Annotated in this window: 21 protein-coding genes; 10 read left to right on the top strand and 11 right to left on the bottom strand. The window is 41.0% G+C overall.

Annotated features, from left to right (window positions below; translation table 11 throughout):
* From I5M19_RS02935 to I5M19_RS02925, 3 genes are all read right to left on the bottom strand, one after another.
* Window positions 1-591 carry a 4Fe-4S dicluster domain-containing protein gene (locus tag I5M19_RS02935; protein ID WP_200063851.1) on the bottom strand — a complete coding sequence of 197 codons (591 nt, stop codon included), beginning with the start codon at window positions 589-591 and terminating at the stop codon, window positions 1-3.
* A 97-nt stretch (window positions 592-688) separates the two neighbouring features.
* Window positions 689-1,759, bottom strand: a complete 1,071-nt coding sequence (locus tag I5M19_RS02930) for a complex I subunit 1/NuoH family protein (protein WP_200063850.1) — start codon at window positions 1,757-1,759, stop codon at window positions 689-691.
* A 153-nt stretch (window positions 1,760-1,912) separates the two neighbouring features.
* Window positions 1,913-3,976 (bottom strand): M13 family metallopeptidase, encoded by a 2,064-nt coding sequence (locus tag I5M19_RS02925; RefSeq protein WP_200063848.1) that lies wholly within the window; start codon window positions 3,974-3,976, stop codon window positions 1,913-1,915.
* 477 nt (window positions 3,977-4,453) lie between these two features.
* Between I5M19_RS02925 and I5M19_RS02920 the strand changes: the two genes are divergently transcribed.
* The 10 genes from I5M19_RS02920 (at window position 4,454) to I5M19_RS02875 (ending at window position 14,247) form a co-directional block, all read left to right on the top strand.
* Window positions 4,454-5,662, top strand: coding sequence for a hypothetical protein (locus I5M19_RS02920; RefSeq protein ID WP_235985753.1), 1,209 nt, complete (start codon window positions 4,454-4,456; stop codon window positions 5,660-5,662).
* Between the two features lie 144 nt (window positions 5,663-5,806).
* Window positions 5,807-6,688 carry an NAD kinase gene (locus tag I5M19_RS02915; RefSeq protein WP_200063844.1) on the top strand — a complete coding sequence of 294 codons (882 nt, stop codon included), beginning with the start codon at window positions 5,807-5,809 and terminating at the stop codon, window positions 6,686-6,688.
* A gap of 10 nt (window positions 6,689-6,698) precedes the next feature.
* A complete protein-coding gene (gene porG / locus I5M19_RS02910) occupies window positions 6,699-7,496 on the top strand; it encodes a type IX secretion system protein PorG (RefSeq protein ID WP_262895482.1) in 798 nt (265 codons plus the stop codon).
* 135 nt (window positions 7,497-7,631) lie between these two features.
* On the top strand, window positions 7,632-8,153 hold the full coding sequence (locus tag I5M19_RS02905) for an ExbD/TolR family protein (protein ID WP_200063840.1): 522 nt from the start codon (window positions 7,632-7,634) through the stop codon (window positions 8,151-8,153).
* Between the two features lie 278 nt (window positions 8,154-8,431).
* Window positions 8,432-9,172: an isoprenyl transferase gene (locus I5M19_RS02900; protein ID WP_200063838.1), complete on the top strand. Its 741-nt coding sequence runs from the start codon at window positions 8,432-8,434 to the stop codon at window positions 9,170-9,172.
* Between the two features lie 63 nt (window positions 9,173-9,235).
* Window positions 9,236-11,785, top strand: coding sequence for an outer membrane protein assembly factor BamA (gene bamA, locus I5M19_RS02895; RefSeq protein WP_200063836.1), 2,550 nt, complete (start codon window positions 9,236-9,238; stop codon window positions 11,783-11,785).
* Window positions 11,786-11,800: 15 nt separating this feature from the next.
* Window positions 11,801-12,331, top strand: coding sequence for an OmpH family outer membrane protein (locus tag I5M19_RS02890; RefSeq protein WP_200063834.1), 531 nt, complete (start codon window positions 11,801-11,803; stop codon window positions 12,329-12,331).
* A 51-nt stretch (window positions 12,332-12,382) separates the two neighbouring features.
* Window positions 12,383-12,895: an OmpH family outer membrane protein gene (locus tag I5M19_RS02885; protein WP_200063832.1), complete on the top strand. Its 513-nt coding sequence runs from the start codon at window positions 12,383-12,385 to the stop codon at window positions 12,893-12,895.
* A gap of 64 nt (window positions 12,896-12,959) precedes the next feature.
* Window positions 12,960-13,802, top strand: coding sequence for a glutamate racemase (gene murI / locus I5M19_RS02880; protein ID WP_200063830.1), 843 nt, complete (start codon window positions 12,960-12,962; stop codon window positions 13,800-13,802).
* An 85-nt stretch (window positions 13,803-13,887) separates the two neighbouring features.
* Window positions 13,888-14,247: a helix-turn-helix transcriptional regulator gene (locus tag I5M19_RS02875; protein WP_200063828.1), complete on the top strand. Its 360-nt coding sequence runs from the start codon at window positions 13,888-13,890 to the stop codon at window positions 14,245-14,247.
* Between the two features lie 25 nt (window positions 14,248-14,272).
* On the opposite strand, the gene I5M19_RS02870 is transcribed toward I5M19_RS02875, so the two are convergent.
* From I5M19_RS02870 to gap, 8 genes are all read right to left on the bottom strand, one after another.
* Window positions 14,273-14,905 (bottom strand): class I SAM-dependent methyltransferase, encoded by a 633-nt coding sequence (locus tag I5M19_RS02870; RefSeq protein WP_200063825.1) that lies wholly within the window; start codon window positions 14,903-14,905, stop codon window positions 14,273-14,275.
* A gap of 21 nt (window positions 14,906-14,926) precedes the next feature.
* Window positions 14,927-15,925 (bottom strand): Hint domain-containing protein, encoded by a 999-nt coding sequence (locus I5M19_RS02865; protein ID WP_200063823.1) that lies wholly within the window; start codon window positions 15,923-15,925, stop codon window positions 14,927-14,929.
* 30 nt (window positions 15,926-15,955) lie between these two features.
* On the bottom strand, window positions 15,956-17,137 hold the full coding sequence (locus I5M19_RS02860; RefSeq protein ID WP_200063821.1) for a pyridoxal phosphate-dependent aminotransferase: 1,182 nt from the start codon (window positions 17,135-17,137) through the stop codon (window positions 15,956-15,958).
* A gap of 16 nt (window positions 17,138-17,153) precedes the next feature.
* Window positions 17,154-18,767: a flavin monoamine oxidase family protein gene (locus tag I5M19_RS02855; RefSeq protein WP_200063819.1), complete on the bottom strand. Its 1,614-nt coding sequence runs from the start codon at window positions 18,765-18,767 to the stop codon at window positions 17,154-17,156.
* A 532-nt stretch (window positions 18,768-19,299) separates the two neighbouring features.
* Window positions 19,300-21,171, bottom strand: a complete 1,872-nt coding sequence (locus I5M19_RS02850) for a CocE/NonD family hydrolase (protein ID WP_200063817.1) — start codon at window positions 21,169-21,171, stop codon at window positions 19,300-19,302.
* A gap of 87 nt (window positions 21,172-21,258) precedes the next feature.
* The gene (locus I5M19_RS02845; RefSeq protein WP_200063814.1) at window positions 21,259-22,449 is read right to left on the bottom strand and encodes a phosphoglycerate kinase; all 1,191 of its coding nucleotides are present in this window, start codon (window positions 22,447-22,449) and stop codon (window positions 21,259-21,261) included.
* A gap of 98 nt (window positions 22,450-22,547) precedes the next feature.
* Window positions 22,548-22,982: a GNAT family N-acetyltransferase gene (locus I5M19_RS02840; protein ID WP_200063812.1), complete on the bottom strand. Its 435-nt coding sequence runs from the start codon at window positions 22,980-22,982 to the stop codon at window positions 22,548-22,550.
* Window positions 22,979-23,977 (bottom strand): type I glyceraldehyde-3-phosphate dehydrogenase, encoded by a 999-nt coding sequence (gene gap / locus I5M19_RS02835; RefSeq protein WP_200063810.1) that lies wholly within the window; start codon window positions 23,975-23,977, stop codon window positions 22,979-22,981. Before gap ends, I5M19_RS02840 begins: the two co-directional genes overlap by 4 nt.
* Between the last annotated feature and the right edge of the window lie 18 nt (window positions 23,978-23,995).

Here is a 23,995-nt window from a genome sequence, read left to right as displayed (position 1 = left end):
CTATTTCCCCTCCTCCTTTGCCTTTAGCGCGGCTAATTTGGCGGCCTGTTTTTCGGCTTGCTGTTGCTCCAGTAAGCGTCGTTTTTCAGCGGCATCCTCTGGCTTCATATCCGAAAACTCGTAGTTCAGATCCTTCAGTTCAAACACCGTACGGTCATATTGGTTGGTCATTACAATACACTCCGTCGGGCAAACAATGGTGCAAAGCCCGCAGTACATGCACTTGGCCATATCAATATCAAACTTAGCGGCATATAGCAGTTTCTTCGACCCGTCGGATGTTTCACCTATACTGCCTTCTGTAGATTTTATGGACTCAATATCAATGCAACTAACAGGACATATTTTAGCGCACAGATCACAAACTATGCAATCATCAATCTCCACATCCAGCTGGTACCGGCCTACTTCGGGCACGGGCAATTGCTGTTTAGGATACTGTATGGTATTAGTGTTTTGTTGTTGTTTAAAATAGTTGTCGTCGGTAATTGGTATTATCTCACGCTTAGCATTTGAGGTAAAAAGATGCTTTATGGTGAGGGTAAGCCCCCGCCATGCCGTAGTTAAACCATTTATCGCGTTTTTAAACATTTACTATTGTCTGAACCTGAATTTTTCAGAATTTTTCAAAAATATATTACAATTACACTTCAACCCTGACTTTCAACCTTTAACTCTCACTACCGCCTTACATCACCCACAAACGCCATACGCCGGATATGAGCATACAGGCAAAAGCCAGCGGGGTTAACACTTTCCAGCATAAATTCATTAACTGGTCAACACGGAGACGCGGTAGTGTCCAGCGTATCCACATTTGTACAGCAACAAGCCCAAGGGTTTTAAGCAATATCCAAATTACGCCCCAAACGGCCCCTGTAGTCCAGGTAGCCAAATGTACCGAACCTATATTTGGCAATGGTGTATTCCATGCACCTAAAAATAATATTACCCCTACCATACTCACCAAAAACATCATGGAGTACTCTGCCAAAAAAACCAGGGCAAACTGTGGCCCGGTAAATTCGGTATGGAAACCCGCCACCAATTCGGATTCCGCTTCGGGTATATCGAAGGGTGCACGATTACTCTCCGCCAGTGAAGCTATAAAGTAAATAACAAAAGCTATCAATAAATGCGGTGCCTGAAATATATTCCATGCCAGTATGCCTCCTGCTGATGTCACATCTGCCAGGCCCAGGAACTTTATTTTTTCGGTTGATAGTATGCCCTGCTGCAAGGCTATATCCTGCAGATTAAGTGTTTGTGCTATCATTACAACAGCTATTAGCGCGAACCCGGCAGGTATCTCATAAGAGATGATCTGCGCGGCGGAGCGCATAGCTCCTAATATGGAATATTTATTGTTTGAACCCCAGCCGGCCATTAATATGCCTAAAGTTTCAATAGAGATAATGGCAAAGATATAATACAGGCCAATATTAATATTTGACGGTATTAAGCCGGGAGCCCACGGCAGCGCGGCAAAGCCCAGATAAACCGCCACAAATATGATACCCGGGGCCAGCAGGAACAGTATTTTATCTGCCGCAGCCGGAACAATGATCTCTTTTTGCAGTAATTTTAAAATATCAGCAAAAGTTTGCAACGTACCAAATTTACCGGTTTCGGTAGGCCCCAGCCGATTCTGGATAAACGCGCTTATTTTACGCTCGGCGTAAACTCCTGCAAGGGTAAATATCCCCACAAAAGCAAATAAGCCTGCTGCTATTATAAAATATGTGATATAAAAATTCAAGGGCGTTTTGCTTTGCCTGCAAACTTAATAAATGGTTGGGATAGTTGACTTGTTTGGTAGTTGTTTTTTAAACACAAAGGCAACAATCAATTACAAACAACAAGGCCCGCTTTTAGCGGGCCTTGTTGTAATATTATCAATTTTACTACCGTATTACCACACTTTTATCCTGTCTTCAGGTTTTTTGTACATGGCATCGCCGGGTTTAATATTAAATGCATTATACCATGCATCTATATTAGTAAGCGGCGCGTTGGTACGATATTTTTCGGGCGAGTGCGGATCAGTTAATATACGCTGTGCCGCAGCTTCGGGCCTTTGTGAACCGCGCCATACCTGCGCCCATGATAAAAAGAAACGCTGGTCTGGCGTAAACCCATCTATCTTTGTATTAGATTGACCCTCTTTCGTTTTTTTGAATGCTTCGTACGCAACATTCAGTCCACCCAAATCTGCAAGGTTTTCGCCAAGGGTCAACTTACCATTAACATGTATAGTATCTAAAACAGTAAAAGCATTATACTGGGCAACCACTTTATCGGCACGAACTTTAAATTTATCGGCATCTTCTTTTGTCCACCAGTCGCGCAGGGTTCCGTCCGCATCATATTGGCGGCCCTGATCGTCAAAACCGTGGGTCATTTCGTGACCGATAACTGCACCGATCCCTCCATAATTTACGGCATCATCAGCACCAAAATCAAAGAAAGGGAACTGTAGTATACCCGCAGGGAAAACTATCTCGTTATTGGTAGGATTGTAATAAGCGTTAACAGTTGGCGGTGTCATTCCCCAGCGGGTTTTATCAACCGGCTTACCTAAGCGGCTTACCATAAAGTTATACCGCCATTTACTTATACGCTGTAAGTTACCTTCGTAATCATCACGATTGATCACCACACCTTTGTAGGTTTCCCATTTATCAGGATAACCTATCTTTACGGTAAAGGCATTTAATTTTTTAAGTGCACGTGCCTTTGTAGCGTCGCTCATCCAATCCAATCTTTTTATACGATCGCCCAGGGTTACCTTTAAGTTATTAACCAAACCAACCATATATTTTTTTGCTGCAGGTGTAAAATACTTTTCTACATATAACTGGCCTAAAAGCTCACCCAGGCTCCTGTCAACCAGGCTGCTCATACGTTCGTTACGTGGAGTTTGTACCTTTTGACCGCTAAGCACACTACTGTAAGCAAAGCTCGCATCAACAAAAGGCGAGCTTAATTCTGATGCGGCGCCTCTTAAAATATTCCATTTTAAATAGGTTTTCCAGTCACTGACAGAGGTAGAAGTTAACATAGCATCAACATCTTTAAAAAACTGAGGCTGTGCTACTAATAAAGTATCCTGTCCGTTCACCTTTAACATTGGTAACAATTTTGACCAATTCAAATGAGGAGTGGTTTTACTAAAATCAGCTACTGAGAACTTATTATAGGTAACATTTGGATCGCGCATGGCTACACGGCTCATTTGCGACTTTGCCAATGCAGTTTCTATATCGAAAATAGTGTTCGCATTTTTATCGGCAACATCTGCGCTGGTGCCCGTAAGGGTAAATAGTTTGGTAATATATGTTTTAAAGGCGCTTTGTATCTTTTTTGTACGTGCGTCATCCTTTAAATAATAATCTCTGTCAGGTAAACTGGTGCCGCCTTGCCTTAATTCTACAATATATTTATCTACATGCTTTGAATCCTGCCCTACTCCAAAACCAAATAATGGCCCACCTATACCATTCACACGTTCATAAACCAATTCATTGATCACCCCGTTAAGGTCGGTAATATTATCAATGCGTTTCAGATCAGGCACTATAGGTGTGTACCCAAGCTTTTCAATTGTGAGACTGTCCATACCACTGGCATACAGGTCGCCTACACGTTGCTTCAGGCTGCCTTTGGGCTGCCCCGGATTTTTACTTACTTCAGCAAGCAGTTTAAGCAATTTGTCGGTATTATTTTGCCTCAGTATATTAAAGCTCCCCCAACGGGTTTCCTTTGCCGGTATGGCATTTTCTTTTATCCAGTTACCGTTAGCATAGTCAAAAAAATCATCCCCCGGTTTAATAGACAGATCCATATTAGCCGGATCAATGAATTTCGCAGGCGGATCTGTTGGGGAATTTGAGTTTTTTAACGAATCTGCTGTAAAAGCAGTTATTGCGGCACATATAGTACCTGCAACTAAAAAGTTGACGAACTTTACTTTCATATTTTAAAAAAATCTAAGTTAATTAAATGTAGATAATGACTGTAAATATTACTCGCACAACCCTAACGGTTAAACCATTTTATTAAAAATGATAAGCGCGAGTATTTTACCACAAATGTCCAAAATCGGCTTACAGGCAGTGTTTTCATGATGAAAAAACAGTGTTTATATTATAAACTTATAGTTTGTAAAAATATTGTTGCTATAACGTTTGTGTTCTGTTTGGAAGCTATAATAAAACATCCAGCATCAATTATAGTTATGCATTATAATAATTAATGTAAGTGGGCTTTATTACTAAGGTTATTAAAAACAAGCCCACTTACCCGTCTGCAAGCAGGTTTTGTTAGCTTTGCAGCATCTACCAATATATATTGTTTTATTATGAAAAAGCTGTTTTTACTGCTTGCAACTGTTCTGTTTATATTATCGTGTCAGAGAAACGCTGACAAACCCGAGACCAAAAAACTCAACCAAATGGCAGAGGAATATGTGAGATTAGGGCTTACCATTGGGCAATACGATCCTGATTTTGTGGATGCTTACTATGGCCCCGATTCACTAAAACCCAAACAAGAACCTTTAAAGGATTTCCCAAAGGATAGCCTGCTGGCATCAGTTAACAGTTTAATGAATGATATAAAACTGGTTGCCGGTTCGGCACAGGTGGATAGTAACCGTATTCGTGCCAATTGGATGTACAACCAGTTAATCGCGTTTGGCCGCCGTATAAGAATATACTCCGGCGAATACCGCTCGTTTGATGAAGAAGCCCGAGAGTTGTTTGGCCTGACTGCGCCCGAGTACACCGAAGATTTTTTTGATACTCAGTTAAACCAGTTGGATAGCCTGCTGCCGGGTAAGGGCGATATTAACGCTCGATTCCAGAAACTGGCTGATCAATTTGTGATCCCTAAAGATAAAATTGACACCGTAATGCGAGTCGCAATTGCCGAGGCACGAAAACGCACACTGGCACATTACAAGCTACCATCTACGGAAAGCTTTAAACTGGAAGAAGTTACAGATAAACCGTGGTCGGGCTATAACTGGTATAAGGGCAAATATCAAAGCCTGGTACAAATTAATACAGATAACAAAATATTTATTGACCGCGCCATTGATGTAGGCAGTCACGAGAGTTATCCCGGCCACCATGTTTATAATACTTTACTGGAGAAAAATCTATATCACGACAAAGGTTGGGTAGAAGTATCATTATATCCACTATTCAGTCCGCAATCTTTTATTGCCGAGGGTAGTGCCAATTATGGCATCGAGGTGGCTTTTCCGGGTAAGGACAAGGTAAATTTTACCAAAAGCGTATTACTGCCAATGGCAGGACTTGATACTGCCGGCATCGATCTGTATTTTAAAGCCCTTGCCATAAAGGGCAAACTTAACTATGCCCGTAACGAGGCCGCACGAGCGCTTATTAATGGCAACATGAGCGAAAGCAAAACCAAAGCATATTTAAAAAAATACTGCCTCATGAATAATGAAACGGCTGAAAAGTCCATCAGCTTTATAAAAAAATATCGTAGCTACGTTATTAACTATAACTACGGGCAGGATCTGGTAAAACGTTACGTTGAAAAAAACGGAGGTAATACACCGGAAAAACGATGGGATATTTTTGGCCATTTGCTCAGCAATGAAATAACCCCGCAAGAGCTTTTAAACTAACTGTTTAATACTAAAAATAAGCAATAGGCAAAAACACTTTCTATTTTTAGCGTAAAAATTAATTGGATGTTAAAGTTTGGCGGTTATTTAATTTTATCAATACTTACCTTACATATAAATTGGATATTAGCTTACAGATAAACCATGAGGATAGCAGTTTACGGCAGGCAGTTTAATGATGCGTCAGTATTTCCGTATATACGGCAGGTATTTGACAGCTTGATGCAGCACAACGTTGACATTTATATACACTATCAGCTAAATGATTATTTACAAGGTAACATTGATACCTCTGCCTTTAAAGTACTTAACTGTACCGAACCCATAAAAGATCTGATAGATATATTTTTAACTATTGGCGGCGACGGTACCTTGCTGGATATGGTAACCCTCATCCGCGATAGCGGCGTACCTGTAGTAGGTATAAATTTTGGCAGGCTGGGCTTTTTAGCCAGTATAAACAAAAACGACATAGCTGCTGCCATACACGCAGTAGTAAATAAAGAATACACGCTTGATTGCCGCGAACTGTTGGTAATAGATTCAGACCAAAAAATATTTGGTGACGATAACTTTGCACTAAATGATGTCACCATTCACAAGCGTGATGACGCCGCCATGATAACCACCCATGTTACTTTAAATGGCGAATTCTTAAACTCTTATTGGGGCGATGGCATAATTATATCAACATCAACGGGTTCAACAGCCTATTCGCTAAGCTGTGGAGGACCTATAATCTTTCCGCAGTCAAACAGCATCGCCTTAACGCCCGTATCTCCACACAACTTAAATGTAAGGCCCATAGTGTTGCCAGATACCAGTACGCTGGCTTTTGAAGTAGAAAGTCGTGGTACCAATTACCTGGTAACTTGCGATAGTCGTACAGCTGTAATTGATAAGTCTATTTCGTTTACGGTATATAAAGCGGGTTTTACACTTAATCTTATTCGTTTAAATAATGAGAGCTACCTGTCAACACTGCGTACTAAGTTGTTATGGGGGCTTGATGCACGTAACTACTAATATATCTTGAATGCTAAAAATTTTTACACTTGTCGTATTTTTATTGAGTTATGTTGATACAATGGCACAAACGTGGGAAATTGGCGGTGCGTTGGGTGGTAGTGGCTATATTGGTGATCTGAATACAAATAATCCTGTAAAGCTGAGTGGTGGCAGCGCAGGGATATTTTTAAAGCGAAACTTTAACGGCTATATCTCTGCCAAGTTAAATTACACCTATGGCAAAATATCCGCTGCCGATAGCAACTCAAACAGTCAGCAAATACGCGATAGAAATTTAAGTTTTCATACACCGTTAAAAGAATTGGGTCTGTTGGGGGAGTTCAATTTTATAAAATTCATACCGGATGCGGGGCGTAATAAATACACTCCGTATGTTTACGCAGGTATTGGAATTACTGCCTTTGCACCCCGAACAGTTTATGGGAACGCCATCATATCGTTACGTAACTTAAGAACCGAGGGGCAGCCGAAACCTTATTCCAACAGCACGCTGGTTATTCCCTATGGAGCAGGTTTTAAATATAATTTTGGTGGTAAATGGACAGTGGCTGCTGATTTGGGATATCGTTATAGCCGTACAGATTACCTTGACGATGTAAGCGGAATTTATCATACGCAGGCAGAACTACCTAATTATATGTCATATGTACTGTCTGATCGTTCAGGGGAGCGCAACAATGGCGTTAATATTGGTTCACCGGGCTCACAACGGGGCGACCTTAAACCCCACGACACCTATATGTTCTTCGGATTTACCTTATCGTACACCTTTGTAACGCAAAAATGTTATTTTGAAGGGCGATAATATAAATTCGACTATACGATGTATTAAAATATAATTTTGTATTGATAATAAAGCATGAAATAATATTCTGTTTTAGTAAACAATTATTTAACTTTATTCGTTAAATAATAAAATGTTCACCTAAAACTAAATATTATGGCTGAATTAAACACCTCCCCCGAAAAAGTCGGCAAAAAGCTGCGTTCAAAAAAGCAAAATTTACGGGTTGATCTTACCGCTATGGTTGACCTTGCCTTTTTGCTCATCACTTTTTTTATGCTTACAACTACACTCACCAAACCAAAGGCAATGGACGTAGCTATGCCGGTTGGTGATATTAATGAGCCGGTGCCACAGTCTCGCACCATGACCATTTGTCTGGGCAAAAACAATCAGGCAGTTTGGTATTTGGGGATGGCCACCAAGCCTTTAATAGCAGCTACGATTACCGATTTTGGCAGATTTGGCTTACGCCGTGCAATTACCGAAACACGTAAAAAAGTAATGGCAGCTACAGGTAAATCAATGATAATGATCATTAAACCAGCCGAAAGCTCGGTTTACGGCAACCTGGTAAACACCCTCGACGAAATGAAAATAACCGATGTGCAGCAATATGCCATAGCGGATATTGCTCAGCAAGACATTAGTCTGCTAAAAGCCAAACAGCTATATTGAGGTTAATTTTTATATTGCAGCGCCTTAGCCAAAAGTTAAGGCGCTTTTTTTGATAAAAATTCCCATAAACAAGTTAACAACTGCAGTGCCACATTATTAATACCGCAAACCGGTATTTTATTTCTTTTTGCTGCATACTAAAATTATACAAAGTAAGTTTTACCTTTGTCACCTGAAAAAAAATCAGCATAAGTAATTGAAAGCTTTGCCCAAACAAAAAAAATATAACCGGCAAAGTATTTAACGGCCACGCGCTGGCTGTTAAAACCACCATAAAAATGAGTTATAAGGATCAGATTGATTTGCAAAAATTGCCACGCCACATTGCGGTTATTATGGATGGTAACGGCCGTTGGGCAAAAGGAAAAGGCAAATTAAGAGTATTTGGCCATCATAACGGAGTACTATCAGTACGCGATGTGGTGGAAGGTGCAGGTGAGCTTGGTGTTGAGTATTTAACGCTTTATACTTTCAGTGCAGAAAACTGGAACCGCCCTAAATTTGAAGTTACCGCGATAATGGAGCTGCTTATCAGTACTATAAATAAAGAGATTGATAAGTTAATGCAAAACAACGTGCGTTTAAATGCTATCGGCGATCTGGCTATGTTACCTGGCAAATGCCATCGCGAACTTGACAACGCTATCAGCAGAACCGCCAATAATACCGGGTTGGTACTTACACTCGCTTTAAGCTACAGTTCACGTAACGAGATGGTACAGGCGGCAAAAAACCTGGCCTTTAAGGTGCAAAACGGCCAGATACAGCCAGATGATATCACCGAAAAAATGTTTGAAGATAATTTATATACCAGCGGTATGCCTAACCCCGAGCTGTTGATCAGAACAAGTGGTGAGTACCGCATCAGTAATTACCTGCTTTGGCAAATAGCCTATGCTGAATTGTATTTTACAGCTAAACTGTGGCCTGATTTTAGGCGAGAAGACTTGTACGAAGCTATACTTGATTATCAGAAAAGAGAACGCAGATTTGGTAAAACAAGCGAGCAGGTAAACTAAATTTTCACTTTTAACAAAAATTAACAACTGTATAAATTATTTTTAGCCCACTAAAATATTCGAATGAATAAAGTTTTTTTTGCTATTATATTCTCAGTTATAAGTACCGCTGCATTAGCCCAGGTTTCGGGTTTGCCCCGTACTGGATTAACAAAATCGCCTGCCGATACCCTAAGTTATCTTAATCCTAAAGATTATATTATTGGTGGAGTAACCATAACCGGTGCTAAATATCTGGACAATGACATATTATTACAGATATCAAAACTACAGGTGGGCAATACCATAAACCTGCCGGGTGAGCAAAGCGCTAATGTTATAAAAGACCTGTATAAACAGGGCCTTTTTGATGATGTGCAACTTAACGTTACTAAAATAAGCCAGGATACTGTTTATCTCAATATAAACGTGGTTGAAAGGCCCCGTCTTTCAAGGCTGCACCTTACCGGATTACGCAAAGGAGAAATAGAAGATGTTTCTAAAAAGCTGAACGATAAAACCGGTAAAATTGTAAACGAGAATTTACTGAGCACAACAACAGCTATTATCAAAAAACATTTTCAGGAAAAAGGGTACCTAAACACTACTGTTGATATTAAACAAACCAAGGACCCTGGCGATCCTAATAGTGTAATACTCGATATAGCGGTTAACAAGCATAAAAAGGTAATGATAAACAGCGTTACTTTTGAAGGCAATAAGGACTTCTCGGATAGCAAACTGCGTAAATATCTCAAAAAAACACGTGAACGTAAATTCTACAATATCTTCGGTTCAAAAAAATTCAAACGCGATAAGTATGAGGAAGATAAGATAACCCTGATACAAAAAATGCAGAACAAAGGCTATCGCGATGCTGAGATCATAAGTGATACAGTTACCAAACACGATGCTAATACAGTTGATGTAAAGATCAACCTGTATGAGGGGCATAAATATTACTTTGGTAATATAAAATTCTCAGGTAATGCACGTTACCCATCGGAGCTGCTTACACGCATTCTACAGATCGAAAAAGGCCAGGTATTTAGCGAAGAGGAACTAAATAAACGTTTAACAGGGCCTACACCTAACAACGACGATGTTTTATCCCTTTATCTAAACAATGGGTATTTAACTATTGATGCAAACCCTGTACAAACCCGTATTTATAATGATACCGTTGATATTGACATCAGAATATACGAAGGTCCGCAGTACACTATAAACCGTGTTGTACTTAAAGGTAACGATGTTACTAATGACAAGGTAGTACGCCGCGAGATACGTACCAAACCCGGACAAAAATTCAACAAGGAATTATTGATACGAAGTGCACGTGAAATAGGCCAGTTAGGTAATTTTGACGAGCAGAAGATAGACCCGAGGCCAACTAATATAAACCCGGCAGATGGTACGGTTGACCTGGTATACAATGTAGTTGAAAAACCTTCGGATCAGATAGAACTTTCAGGTGGTTTTGGTGGTGGACAGTTAGTAGGTACGTTAGGCTTAACATTCAACAACTTCTCGCTACGTAATATTTTCAACCTTAAAGCCTACAGGCCTTTACCCAAAGGCGACGGTCAAAAGCTAAGCTTAAGAGGTCAATCAAGCGGACGGACTTATCAAAATTTCTCCTTCACCTTCTCTGAGCCATGGTTAGGTGGTAAAAAACCTATTTATTTCGCGTTATCCGCCTATACACAGGGTAGTTCCACAGGGCAATACTACCCAAAAAGCAGTCCTAACTATAATAACCTGCGCATCAACGGTATTGGAGTAACCTTGGGTAAAAAATTGAACTGGCCGGATAATTACTTCCAGCTAAATTATTCCTTAAACTTCGACCATTATTATCTGGATAATTATCCAGGCTACTTATTTAATAATGGTACATCATACAATATTAAGTTAACACAGGAACTTAGCCGTAACTCTGTCGACTTTCCGTTGTATCCAACAATGGGTTCAAACATTAAGTTAACACTTCAGGGTACACCACCGTACTCTTTATTCAATAGCATCAATTATAAAATAGCCACTCCCGAAGAGCGCTACCATTTTGTTGAGTACTATAAAATTAAATTTGACGCGCAATGGTTTACTCGCATAACAGGCAAGTTAGTGCTTATGTCTCAGGCTCGCTTCGGCTTTTTGGGTCAGTATAGTAAAAATGTTGGCCCGTCGCCCTTCGAAAGATTTAAGTTGGGCGGTGACGGTATGCAAAGTTATCAGTTTTTACAGGGTACAGATATTATTGGCTTAAGGGGTTATGAGAATTTCTCCATCGTGCCGGAGGGTTCCAACCTTAATGCTAACACTAACCAGGGTAATGCTATCTACAACAAATACACTTTTGAGTTGAGGCACCCGGTTATTACAGGCCAGTCGGCAACTATATATTTACTGGGTTTTGCTGAAGGTGGTAACGTTTGGGATAATATAAATAAGTTTAGTCCGTTTAACGTAAAACGATCGGTAGGTGTTGGTGCACGAATATTTTTACCGATATTTGGTTTGCTTGGACTTGATTATGGTTACGGCTTTGATGCGATACCGGGCCAGCCCGATGCAAACAAAGGACATTTCCATTTTACAATTTCACAAAGTTTAAGCGGCGGATTTAATTAATTTTTAAAGAAATTTATGAAGAAGGTAATTTTAATAATTTTTTTTACGTTTGCAGCGTTCACGGGCGCATGGGCACAACGTTTTGCTTATGTTGATTCTGATTTAATATTAAAACATATGCCTGAGTATGCGTCATCGCAAAAACAACTGGCATCCCTGTCGGATCAGTGGCAAAAAGAGGTTGACGGGCAGTTTCAGGAAGTTGACAGGCTTTATAAATCATACCAGGCCGATCAGGTTTTAATGACAGCTGACATGCGTAAACGCCGCGAAGCAGAGATAGTTCAAAAGGAAAAGGCAGCAAAAGATCTGCAACGTCAAAGATTCGGGCCGGATGGCGATTTAGCGAAAAAGAGTACTGAACTGATTAAACCTATTCAGGATAAAGTATCTAAAGCTGTACAGGCCGTAGCCGAAAGTGAAAACCTGGATATGATATTTGACAAGAACAGTGAGGTGATAATGCTATATGCTAACCCTCGCTATGATAAAAGTAATGAGGTAATAACCCGTTTAGGATTAAAACCAGGGGTACTTGCCAACTAAAAAATTAAAAATTAAATAAAGACAACTATTATTAAACACAGAAAAGGGAAAATGAAAAAACTATTTAAAGTTGCGTTATTTGCAGCAGTTATGTTATTTGCAGGCAACTTTGCCCAGGCGCAAACCAAAATTGGGTATATTAATTTCGATCAGTTAGTTAGCCTTATGCCTGAGGCTAAAACGCTAAATACACAACTTGATGCTTACAAAAAAACATTCATTGATGAACTTACTTCAATGAACAACGAATTGCAAACAAAAAGCCAGGAGTATCAGGATAAAAAAGCAAGCATGACAGATGCTGTACGTACTTCTAAAGAGAATGAACTACAGGATCTGAGCAAACGCTTTGAAGATTACAAAACTCAGGCCCAGCAAAAAGTTGAAGCAAAAGGCAATGAATTAACCAAACCTTTAATTGACAAAGCGCGTGGAGCTATTGCTACTGTTGCTAAAGAAAAAGGTTATACCTATGTTTTAAATTCAGCACAAACAGATTTGATCGTATCGCCTCCGGGTGATGATATGCTGGAAGCTGTAAAAGCAAAGTTAGGCTTAAAGTAATTTAAATCATCTTAATTATTTAAAAAGCGTCCTTATTACAGGGCGCTTTTTTATTTTTGTTAATATGTCATCAGGAAACCCAATAGGAGTATTTGATTCAGGGATTGGCGGACTTACCGTTTTTCGTTCTATTATGGAACAATTACCTGGTTATGATTATATCTATCTGGGTGATAATGGCCGTGCGCCTTACGGTAACAGGTCATTCAGTACCATACACCAATATACATGGGAATGTGTGCAATGGATGTTTGAGCAAGGCTGCCCGCTGGTTATACTCGCCTGCAATACTGCCTCGGCTAAAGCATTACGTACCATACAACAGCAAGACCTGCCTGTACAAAACGCCAATAAAAGAGTATTGGGTGTAATACGTCCTACAGCTGAAGTAATTGGCAACTATACGCAATCGAACAAGATTGGCGTATTGGGTACAACCGGAACTGTACAATCCGACTCCTATCCTATCGAGATAGCACATTTTTTTCCGGAACTTAAAGTTTACCAGCAAGCCTGCCCCCTGTGGGTTCCGCTTATTGAGAGCGGCGAATACAACAAACCTGGCGCCGACTACTATGTACAACTTTATCTTGATGAATTAATGTCCCAGTCACCTGATATAGATACCATATTACTGGCTTGTACCCATTACCCGCTCCTTATAGAAAAAATAAAAGCCCATCTGCCCCGGCACATTAAAGTAGTAGCGCAGGGAGATATAGTTGCTGCCAGTCTGGTAGATTACTTGCAGCGGCATCCTGAAATTGAACAAAGACTAAGCAATACAGGCAGCCGTAGCTTTTATACTACTATGGATGATACCGCAAATTTTGATGCCCATGCGTCCTTATTTTTCAAATCCGCTTTGACAAGTACTTATGTGGATGTACGCAAAACTTGTAAATAATCAGTTAAACAAACTACCCGCAATTTCAACGAATTTCCGCTAACGTTTTGAACTATCACAAAAATGTTTATAATTGCAGGCATATATGTCAGACGATGCAGTTGTAAAGCGGATAAAGGTTATAGTTACTGAGCATGGCGGTCAGCTTGCACTCGCTAACGCTATTGGGGTCGACCAGGGATTTATCAGCAAGGTTATTAATAAAAAACAGGACATCAGTTACTATCTTATCCGTAAGCTTTGCTTTCAGCTAAAATACTCTCCTGAATGGCTTATTTTAGGTACCGGAGAAAAGAAGATAAACAAACCTGAATCAGCCAAACTCATTACCGAGATACAGATGCTGCGTACTGAAGTAGATATTCTGCATGCCCGCATGCGTGCATACGAATTACAATTACAGGAATTAAGACAAGAATCCGGCAATCAGCAAAAGGCTGGTTAAATTCTATTATTTACCAAACGCACCATTACTTTCCTTTTCTTAGCCATAAATAAGTCCGCTGAGACGGATATTCTATACCCTCATAGGGTTTTCTTTCTATAACATCTACTATAGCAAAGCCAGCTTCTTTGGCTGTTGTAACAACACTATCAGTTTGCCAGAAATAAAAATCGATATCCACCTCCTTACCTAAAAAGTTATCGTAATGAATGGGTTCTTCGCCAATGTGAAAAGACAAAAGCAGATCGGCCCCGGATTTTAACACCCGGTATATTTCCTTAAAAGCAGTTTTTAATTTCTCTTCGTAAAAATGCACAATAGAGTAAAAAGCTATTGCACTGCCAAATACACTATCGGTATAGGGCAGTGCAGTCATATCGGCCACTTCAAATTTAAGATGCGTGTGTAATTGCGTTGCTTTAGCTACCATAATTGGCGAAAGGTCTGTACCAATGATATCTACAACTCCTTTTTCATACAGATAAGCCGTTGTTTGCCCGGGGCCGCAGCCAAGATCAATAAGTCGTCCTTTATCGCCATTTTCAGAGGCAAAAGCTGCAAGCAATATACGGTCCAGATGTTTCCCGTTCAGTTCATCGCCAAAACGAGCCATATACTCTTCTGCTACTTCATCATAACAGTGCTTTAATTTGTTCATATCATTAGACTTTACCTACTGCTATTTCTGCATTACCATTACCCCATTAAGTAACAAAGTGCTGCCGCTATCAGCTACAATATTATATACGTTCTGAATACCGCCTGCAAATTCATGTTTTTGTAGCACACTGTATGTTTCGTATTTACCTGTTTTATCGTTCAGGCATATTACCTGCTGACCTAAAGCTATATCTCCTATCTTAAAGTTTCCTTCCCGGGTTAACATCGGATGGTTAGGCGTGGCCTTAAGCACCTTTGCATTTAGCTTAACATTTAGTCCTTCGGCAGTTTCCTGTTCATCCACTGCAATTAATACTAATTGAGTAAGCGCGTAATTTTTTGCAGCGTGTACTGTAAGCTCCTTAACCTTTATAACCGATGGTTTGTTGGTAGCCGGATCAACCGTTATCACCTGGTCGCCTGCTTTAATATTTTTTAGTTGCTTTTTTGTACCGCCTGCCATGGTCACCATTTCATCACCCGGGAAACAGATATCGTTGCCATAGGTAGCCGACTCTTCTTTCATATCCTTACCGCTGTTGAGCACCTTGTATTGCTGAAAACTTAACTCTTTTGAAAGCACATACGATAACTTCAGGATAAAATTCTTCTCCACTTTATTAATATCATCAATATCCTGAAAGTATTTTTCCCATACAGGGGCTGGGGCAGTAAAATCGGGCACCAATGCCTGATATTTTTTACCCGTTTCGTTGGTGTAAAAAACCATCAGGCCAATTTCCTGCATGCCATCTTTAGCAACCAGTTTATACAGGTCTATACGTTTCTTAAGACCATCGCTACCTGTAATAAAATAGGGTTTGCGGTTCTCGTACCGGTCAAGTACATAGGCATTATCAAACTTAACATAAGTGTCATTATCCAGATTGGCAATACTATAAGTAAGTGCTTTATTATACTCTGCCAATGTAAGCGGGCGCGGGTTAAAAGTTGTTTGCTGGGCATTGCAAAGGCCGGTAATAAATAAAAAACAAGCGGTAAAAAATAAATTACGCATCAGATTATCTTTCGGTGTTAATAGTTAGTTTTATGATATTTGTTTAAATGCTTCAGCAAAGGCTTCCATTTCGTCCATGCGGCCAATGCTTACACGGCACCAATCCTGGTTATTCATCTTCCAGCTACGCACACCAACACCACGCTTCATCATCTCGCCAACAAATTTTCCCCCGTCCATTTTAAGCGGGAACATTACAAAGTTGGCCGAGGATGGGATGTAAGTATAGCCCTCCTTCTTTAATACACTATATAAATATTCTTTTGATGCCACCATTTTCTTTACGGCATCCTCCATATAGGGTTTTTCCTGATAGCTGGCTATCGCCGCGGCAGCGGTAGTAGCCGATATTGCAAAAGCACCTGATGTGTAAGCAGACAGGGCTCGTACTAACTCAGGCTGGCCCACTATATAACCGCAACGCAGTCCGGCAAAACCATATAATTTTGAAAAGGTGCGTGCCACTATCACATTTTGCCCGGCTTTTACCGCACTGATCAATGTGGTGGCCTGAGGATCGGGCAGGTAATCAATATACGCTTCATCGACAAATACAGGTACCTTTTTAGATACTCGTTCACAAAAAGCCTTCAGTTTAGCAGTATCAACCACCGTGGCAGTTGGGTTATTGGGATTACAGATGTAAACCAATCCGGCGTTATCATCTATCTTGGCTTCCATTGCATCAAGGTCAAGCTTGTAATCAGCTGTCAGTGGCACCTTTACCCATTTGCCTTCAAAATGCTGCGCATGCGACGGCAGATCGTCATAAGAGGGATCGCCGGTAATAATATTTTTACCGCCCTTGCTAAAGTGCATAGCGGCAGCTAATAATAAGGGCGATGAACCCGCATCCATTAAGATATTCCTTTTGCTTATCCCTTCACCCTCATACTCGGCAATTTTACCGGATAGCTGCGATATAGCCGAAAAAGCGTACTGATAACTGGTATCCATTGCATCGGCAATTGCTTTTTTTGCCGCCGCCGATGGGCCAAAAGGATTTTCATTAGCAAGTAATCGTGCCTTTAATGGCGTAGGGGCATCCAAAATTACCGTTTGGTCGGTTATACGTTTGCTTGTTGCATTATTAATGCGGCGTACTATAGGCATAGCAGCCAATTTGCTGATACTGCCTGAGAAGAAGGCCACGCCACCGGCCATTAAAGCGCTGGATCTGATCCAGTTTCTGCGGTTAATTGAGTTTGCCATATCGTTTAAAGTTTAGTTATTTGTTTGTTGCTCCTGTTGCCGGATAGGTTACCCGCTGATCTGTTACGCGTGCATGTATAGCGGTAACTACACTACGTGCCGACTCAAATGCCCCTGCCATCCATGCGTTTAAATACGTTAAATGCTCACCGGCAAAATAAACTTGTTTTTCAGGTTTTAATAATACCGGGTATTGATTCTTCCGGGTATCATTAGTGTATACCGCCCATCCCCCCAAGTTGTATTTTGTTTTGTGCCAGCTTATAGAAAAAGCACTTTCAAACTCCTTGTCGTATTGCGGATGTATAAGTCTGCCCTTTTCCAGTGCGAATTTCTCGCGATCCGCAAAACTCAGATCGCCGATACGTGCTGCCTTTTCATTAAAATTATAGTAGCCTATTAATGTGCCCTTTTTGCTGAGATAATCGTTCGACGGATAAAATATCTGGGTAAGATCATTATTGGTATGGGTGATACCTCCGTACAGGTGCTCGTCCTCCTCCCAAAATCTCCTCTTAAATTGCATCCCTATTTTGCCGGTTTGCATATAGCTGATATAATCAATAGCCCTGCTTACCTCACCCGAAAAATTCTGGTTAATATTACTCAGCACAGGCAACGGAAGCGTGCAGATACACAAGTCGCCTTGCAGTTCATGCATACCAGAGGCATCTTTATAGGTTATCTTAACCCCCTCGGGCAAATTGGTTATCTGTGTTACCTCTGCACCCATTTTAAGCATTGGAGCAACTTTTTTCTCCAGAGCAATAGCAATCTGATCCATGCCGCCAACTGCCTGAAACATGGTCATCTGTAATTCATAGGTGTACTCGGCCACATTATAAAAATCCGGATCCATCAAACCGGAGTTAATAATATCTGCCAGTTTGTACGCGTCAGCTATTTTACCGGGCTTATCCCCTGCTCCCGGATATTCGGTATACCCTCGCCTCGCCGAAGCCTTATATAACTTATCAGGATCAAGACCACCTTCGGCCATCAGGTATTCAATTACTTTTTCGGTATCCTCTTTAGTAAGGCCGGTATCTAAAGCGGAGTGATCAATACTTTTAGCCAATAACTCCGACATATACCCCCTAATATCATTATGTATCTCCCGCACACGTATCTTTTTATTGGATAAAGGCCCGTTACCCTCCGCAAAATAATAAGCCCCTTCGTTAACATTATTGTACACCTGTATGGGTATGCCAAGTTCTTTACAGTAATGCAGCGAAAGTTCGTGATTATGCGGTATGCGCGACGGGCCTGCGTTAAAGTACAAGCCCGCATCAAAACTTGCCTTCTGCGTAGTTTCACCTGTTTGGCCCGGTTGTCCGGCTTCTATATTGGTTGCCCCATTGCGGATGCTCCAGCACCTGCCACCGGCGCGCTGGCGAGCTTCCAGTATGGTGCATTTATAGCCCAGTTTGGCAAGTTCATAAGCGCTGGTCATACCGGTTAGGCCTCCGCCTAAAATAATTACGTGCTTTCCGTTGCCACTACCGGCCAGATCAAAAGCATGTGCAGGCGCTGCACGCAGCATACCCAAAGCTAACATAGCCGGATAAGCCCCCCCTGCCAGCATGGCTCCTTTACCTAAAAAGTCTCTGCGGGTAATCGTTTTCAATCGATATAAAAAATTAAATAGTGTAATGCCTGAAATGAAATTTCAACTTTCTGCACTATAAATTTATATTTTTTTTAACAGAAAATAACTTTAGTTATTAAAATAGTATTTTATTGTTATTAAAAAGCAGAATTGTAATTGAAATGTGACAGGGGCGATACTGATTAAATATTGACAATTATAATTTAAATATAATATATCAATCTATTTGGCTGAAGCCGGGAAACTAATATTTCATTCCGCCGGTTAAAACAACGGCGACGACAACTCCTTACTACTATAAGATTTTGCAGGAAAATGTATTGTTTTTAAACTACGTTTTATGATGAAACTGCTGTTCCAGAATGGAATAAGCGGAACAGTGACATAAACATGCTTGCAACTGACTATCAATTATTTACATAATATTGCATTTTGGTTTACAAAGTCATAAAAGATGCAAAACATTCAAAATCAGAGTGTTCCGCTTGTTCCGTTTTTTGTATATGCACAAGCGGAACAGAACACTTTTTTATTGAATAAATAACTATCATTACATCACCCTGACTTTCAAAAAGCTCGGATGAGTTTTTGATGTATATATCCGTTGTGTCGCTTTTTTGAACGCGCTTTCGTCGCACTTCATAATGTCGGTAAAGGTTTGCGGGTTGCGGTCAATAAGCGGGAACATACTACTTTGCACCTGTACCATGATACGGTGCCCCTTTTTAAAGGTATGCAATATATCCTGCAACTCCCAGTTTACGGGAGTAATCTTGCCCGGTACAAATGGTTCTGGTTTATCAAAAGCATTACGGTATTTGCCGCGGATAGGTTCGCTGCGTACCATCTGCTCATACCCCGCCATTTTTACGTCTTTGCCGGTGTATTGGTTATTGCTTGCAGTATCCGGATAAACATCCAGTACTTTCACAATAAAATCAGCATCGGTACCTGTAGTTGATACTTTTAGATTGGCCCATATATTTCCAGCTATGGTCACGTCCTTATCCAGCACATCACTGGTAAAGCTGATCACATCCTTACGATCGTCCAAAAAGCGTTGATCGGCGGTCATGTATTCACGATCCATATCCATGCTCTTGTGATCAAGAAAAGGCACCGGGTTAGCCGGATCAGATACATACTCGGTATAGCTGTCTGCTGCGCCGGTTGGCGCGGTGAAAGATAATTTGCCGCCGGGCAACAGGTAAAGATTTTTTTCCTCAGCATCTTTTGGAGGCCAGGTGTTATATTTTTTCCACTCATTAGTGCCGGTTTCAAAAGTATTTACCGGAGCCAGATCATCCTTAAGCGGTGTACCTTTTAAATAATGGCTAAAGAAATTAAATTCAATATTCTCACGGTACCATGGGCCGGTGGGGCCGCCAAAATCCACATCTCCTAAATGGTCGCCGTTACCACGTGCCCAGCCGCCATGCACCCATGGGCCCATAGCAAAGTATATTGGTGTTTTAGGATTTTCCTTTTTTAAAGTTTTATAAGTATTTATGGCGCCGTATAAATCTTCTGCATCGTACCACCCGCCGGTAACCAGTACCGCGGTTTTAATATCGTGCAGGTGGTATAATACATTCCTGTCTTTCCAATGCTGGTCATAATCCGGGTGATCCATCATTTCATTCCACAAGCGTATGGTATCTTTATAGTACTTATCGTTAGTATTTTTCATCGGCCCCATCTTCATAAAGAAATCATAACCATCATCGGTACCGGGATTAAACCTGCCTCCCCGTCGCTGTGTGGGCTTATCATCCTGGCGGTTGGTAAAGCCCGGATAAAACCCAAAATTGGCCACTAAAAAGAAGGCGCCATTATGCCAGCCGTCATCACGCCAAAGGTCGGCAATAGGTGCCTGCGGCGATGCCGCAACCAAAGCAGGATGGCGACTTAACAAAGCGGTGGTAGTATAAAAACCCGGATAGGATATTCCCCATACGCCTACCTTGCCGTTATTGTTTGGTATATTTTTAATGAGCCAGTCGATGGTGTCATAAGTATCTGTGCCTTCATCCACATCCTTATTAGTTTTATGTACTTCCAGTTCGGGGGTCATTTCCTCATAAATCCCTTCGCTCATCCATCGGCCGCGCACATCCTGATAAACAAAAATGTAACCGTCGTGCAAAAACTCGGGTGAAGGGCCTAAACTGCCTTTATATTTATCCGCGCCATAGGGGCCAACGCTGTAGCAGGTGCGGTCCATCATAATAGGATACTTTTTAGACTGATCCCTGGGTACATAAACCGAAGTAAACAGCTTTTTACCATCGCGCATAGGTATCTGGTACTCATATTTGGTATAGTGCTCTTTTACATACGCAGCATCTCCGCCACCCCTTTGGGCAAATGAGCCTAAAGTGGAAAACACCAAACAAAAAATAATAAGGAGAGATCTTTTCATGAGGATTGTATTAAAGCATTAAAAATACATAATAAAATAAAAAAGCCCCGAAAATTCGGGGCTGATACAAATATGTTACGTTTAAACTTATTCGTTTATAGCTTTAACTCCGGGTAATTCTTTACCTTCCATGTATTCCAGCAAGGCACCGCCACCTGTTGATACATAGCTAACCTCGTCTGTCATGCCGAATTTGGCAACCGCCGCTGCAGAATCACCACCGCCAATTAACGAAAATGCACCATTTTCGGTTGCTTTAGCTACTGCTTCTGCAATGGCTTTAGTTCCAACTAAAAACTTCTCCATTTCAAAAACACCCATAGGGCCGTTCCATAAAATAGTTTTAGATTCTTCCACTACTTTACTGAAAAGCTCAACAGTGTCCGGACCAATATCCAGGCCCATCCAACCGTCTTTTATCTGGCCGGTTTTAGCGACACCGGTATTAGCATCATTGCTGAATGCATCTGCAATAACATTATCTACCGGCAATAATAATTTAACGCCCTTATCTTTCGCTTTTTGTTTCAGGCTGATAGCCAGATCAAGTTTATCAGCTTCTACCAATGAATCGCCTATATTGCCACCATCAGCCTTGGCAAAGGTGTAAGCCATACCGCCGCCAATGATCAGGTTATCTACCTTATCCAGCAATTTTTCAATCAATTCTATCTTGTCAGATACCTTTGAACCACCCATTATAGCAGTAAAAGGTTTTGGAGCATTGTTCAATATTTTTTCGGCATTTTCCAATTCTGCTGCCATCAGATAACCGAAATATTTGGCATCCGGGAAAAACTGAGCAATTACCGCAGTCGAAGCATGTGCGCGGTGCGCGGTGCCAAAAGCATCGTTCACGTAAATATCCCCTAATTTGGATAGCTTTTCCGCGAAATCTTTATCCCCTTTTTCCTCCTGTTTGTAAAAACGAAGATTCTCTAATAACAGCACTTCTCCGCATTCCAGCGCTTTGGCTTTTTCTACCGCTTGCTCGCCTATGCAGTCATCGGCAAACTCCACCTGCTGGCCCAACAGATCTGACAAATGCGGAACAACGTGTTTTAGAGAAAATTTATCTGTAGGGCCATCTTTAGGCCTGCCCAGGTGCGACATTAATATCACCGCGCCACCATCAGCCAAAATCTTTTTAATGGTTGGCAAAGCCGCGGTCATACGGTTATCATCTGTAATATTATAATCTTCGTCTAACGGTACATTAAAATCTACACGTACAAGTGCTTTTTTACCGTTAAAACTTATCTGATCTATAGTTTTCATCTTTATTATGGAATATTTTTATGATTGATGGCAAATTGGTTAAATTTATTTTAATCGCCAACCGTAAAGTTAAAAACGTGTTTACCTGAGTTAAAATTTCACTGTATTTTAACATACATGGCATGGTGCGGCCCAACACCATTCAGTTCAAACTCCGGCGATATCACTTCAAAGCCTAAGCTCATATAAAATGGCATGGCCTTTTTGCGCGCATTGCACCATAAATAATTAACCTTTTTTTCTCTTAAATAGGTTATCGCGAAATTAACCAGTTTATTACCTATTCCTTTAGCGCGATACCTTTCAATAGTTGCCATGCCACGCAACTGATAGCCCTCACCCTCGTAACCCTCATATTGTTTGGGGAAAAAAGAGGCTATGCAGGCAAGCTCGTCATCAACATAATAACCCAAATGAAAACTTCCAGGGACATCATCTGTAGGGAAACGGCATTCATCAAGTGTGAGCCTGCCTTCGCGTAAAACCTCGTTCCGTATAGATAATGTATCTTCAGTAGAAATAAATTTTATCATGCCGGTAATAAGCTTATTTTTTCTACCAGATCGGCCAGTCTGCTGGAGTAACCCACTTCGTTATCATACCAGCCAACCACCTTTACCAATCCTCCTACAATAGAGGTAAGTTGTGCATCAAAAATACAACTGTGGGTATTATCTAAAATATCGGTAGATACAATAGGATCTTCCGTGTATTCCAAAATATTTTTCATCGCTCCCTCGGCAGCGACCTTGAAAGCAAGATTGATTTCATTAACTGTTGGTTGCCGTACAAGGCTGCAGGTGAAATCGGTTAACGATCCGTTCAGTACCGGTACACGAATGCCCGCACCGCCGAGTTTGCCTTCCAAATGAGTAAAAATATTGGTAATGGCCTTTGCAGCCCCTGTGGTAGTGGGTATTATGGAAGCTGAAGCTGCTCTGGCACGACGCAGATCTTTATGCGGTGCATCATGCAGGTTTTGATCGCCTGTCATGGAGTGTACTGTGGTGATGTAACCATCTTTTATTCCCCAGTTCTCGTCGAGTATTTTTATCATTGCTGCTACGTTATTGGTAGTGCATGAAGCATTAGATAATATTGGCGACCGGAGATCGATCAAATGGTCGTTAACTCCTAAGACTACCGTTGGAATTGCTTTTTCGGCAGGTGGTGCAGATATGATTACCTGCTTAGCACCTGCATTTAGGTGTTTTGATGCCCCGTCGGCGTTAATAAATTTCCCTGTTGACTCGACTACTATATCAATATCCAGCTCTGCCCAGGGCAACAACGCGGGATCGGCTTGTTTCGTAACCTTTATTCTTTCATTATTTATATAAAGGTTATGCTCATCATGTGTTACATCACCTTTAAATCCACGGTGCACGGAGTCATATTTAAATAAATGTGCAAGTGTGTGCGTATCGGTAAGGTCGTTTACCGCGACCACCTGTATGCCTTTTTTAGCTAATATTGATCTTAAGAAGATTCGCCCGATACGGCCAAATCCATTTATTGCAACCCTCATTAATATATATTAAGAGTG

Source organism: Mucilaginibacter segetis (assembly GCF_016522075.1).
Taxonomy (GTDB): domain Bacteria; phylum Bacteroidota; class Bacteroidia; order Sphingobacteriales; family Sphingobacteriaceae; genus Mucilaginibacter; species Mucilaginibacter segetis.
The sequence above is the reverse complement of the archived record's forward strand: the minus strand, read 5'-3'. Positions and strand labels throughout refer to the sequence as shown.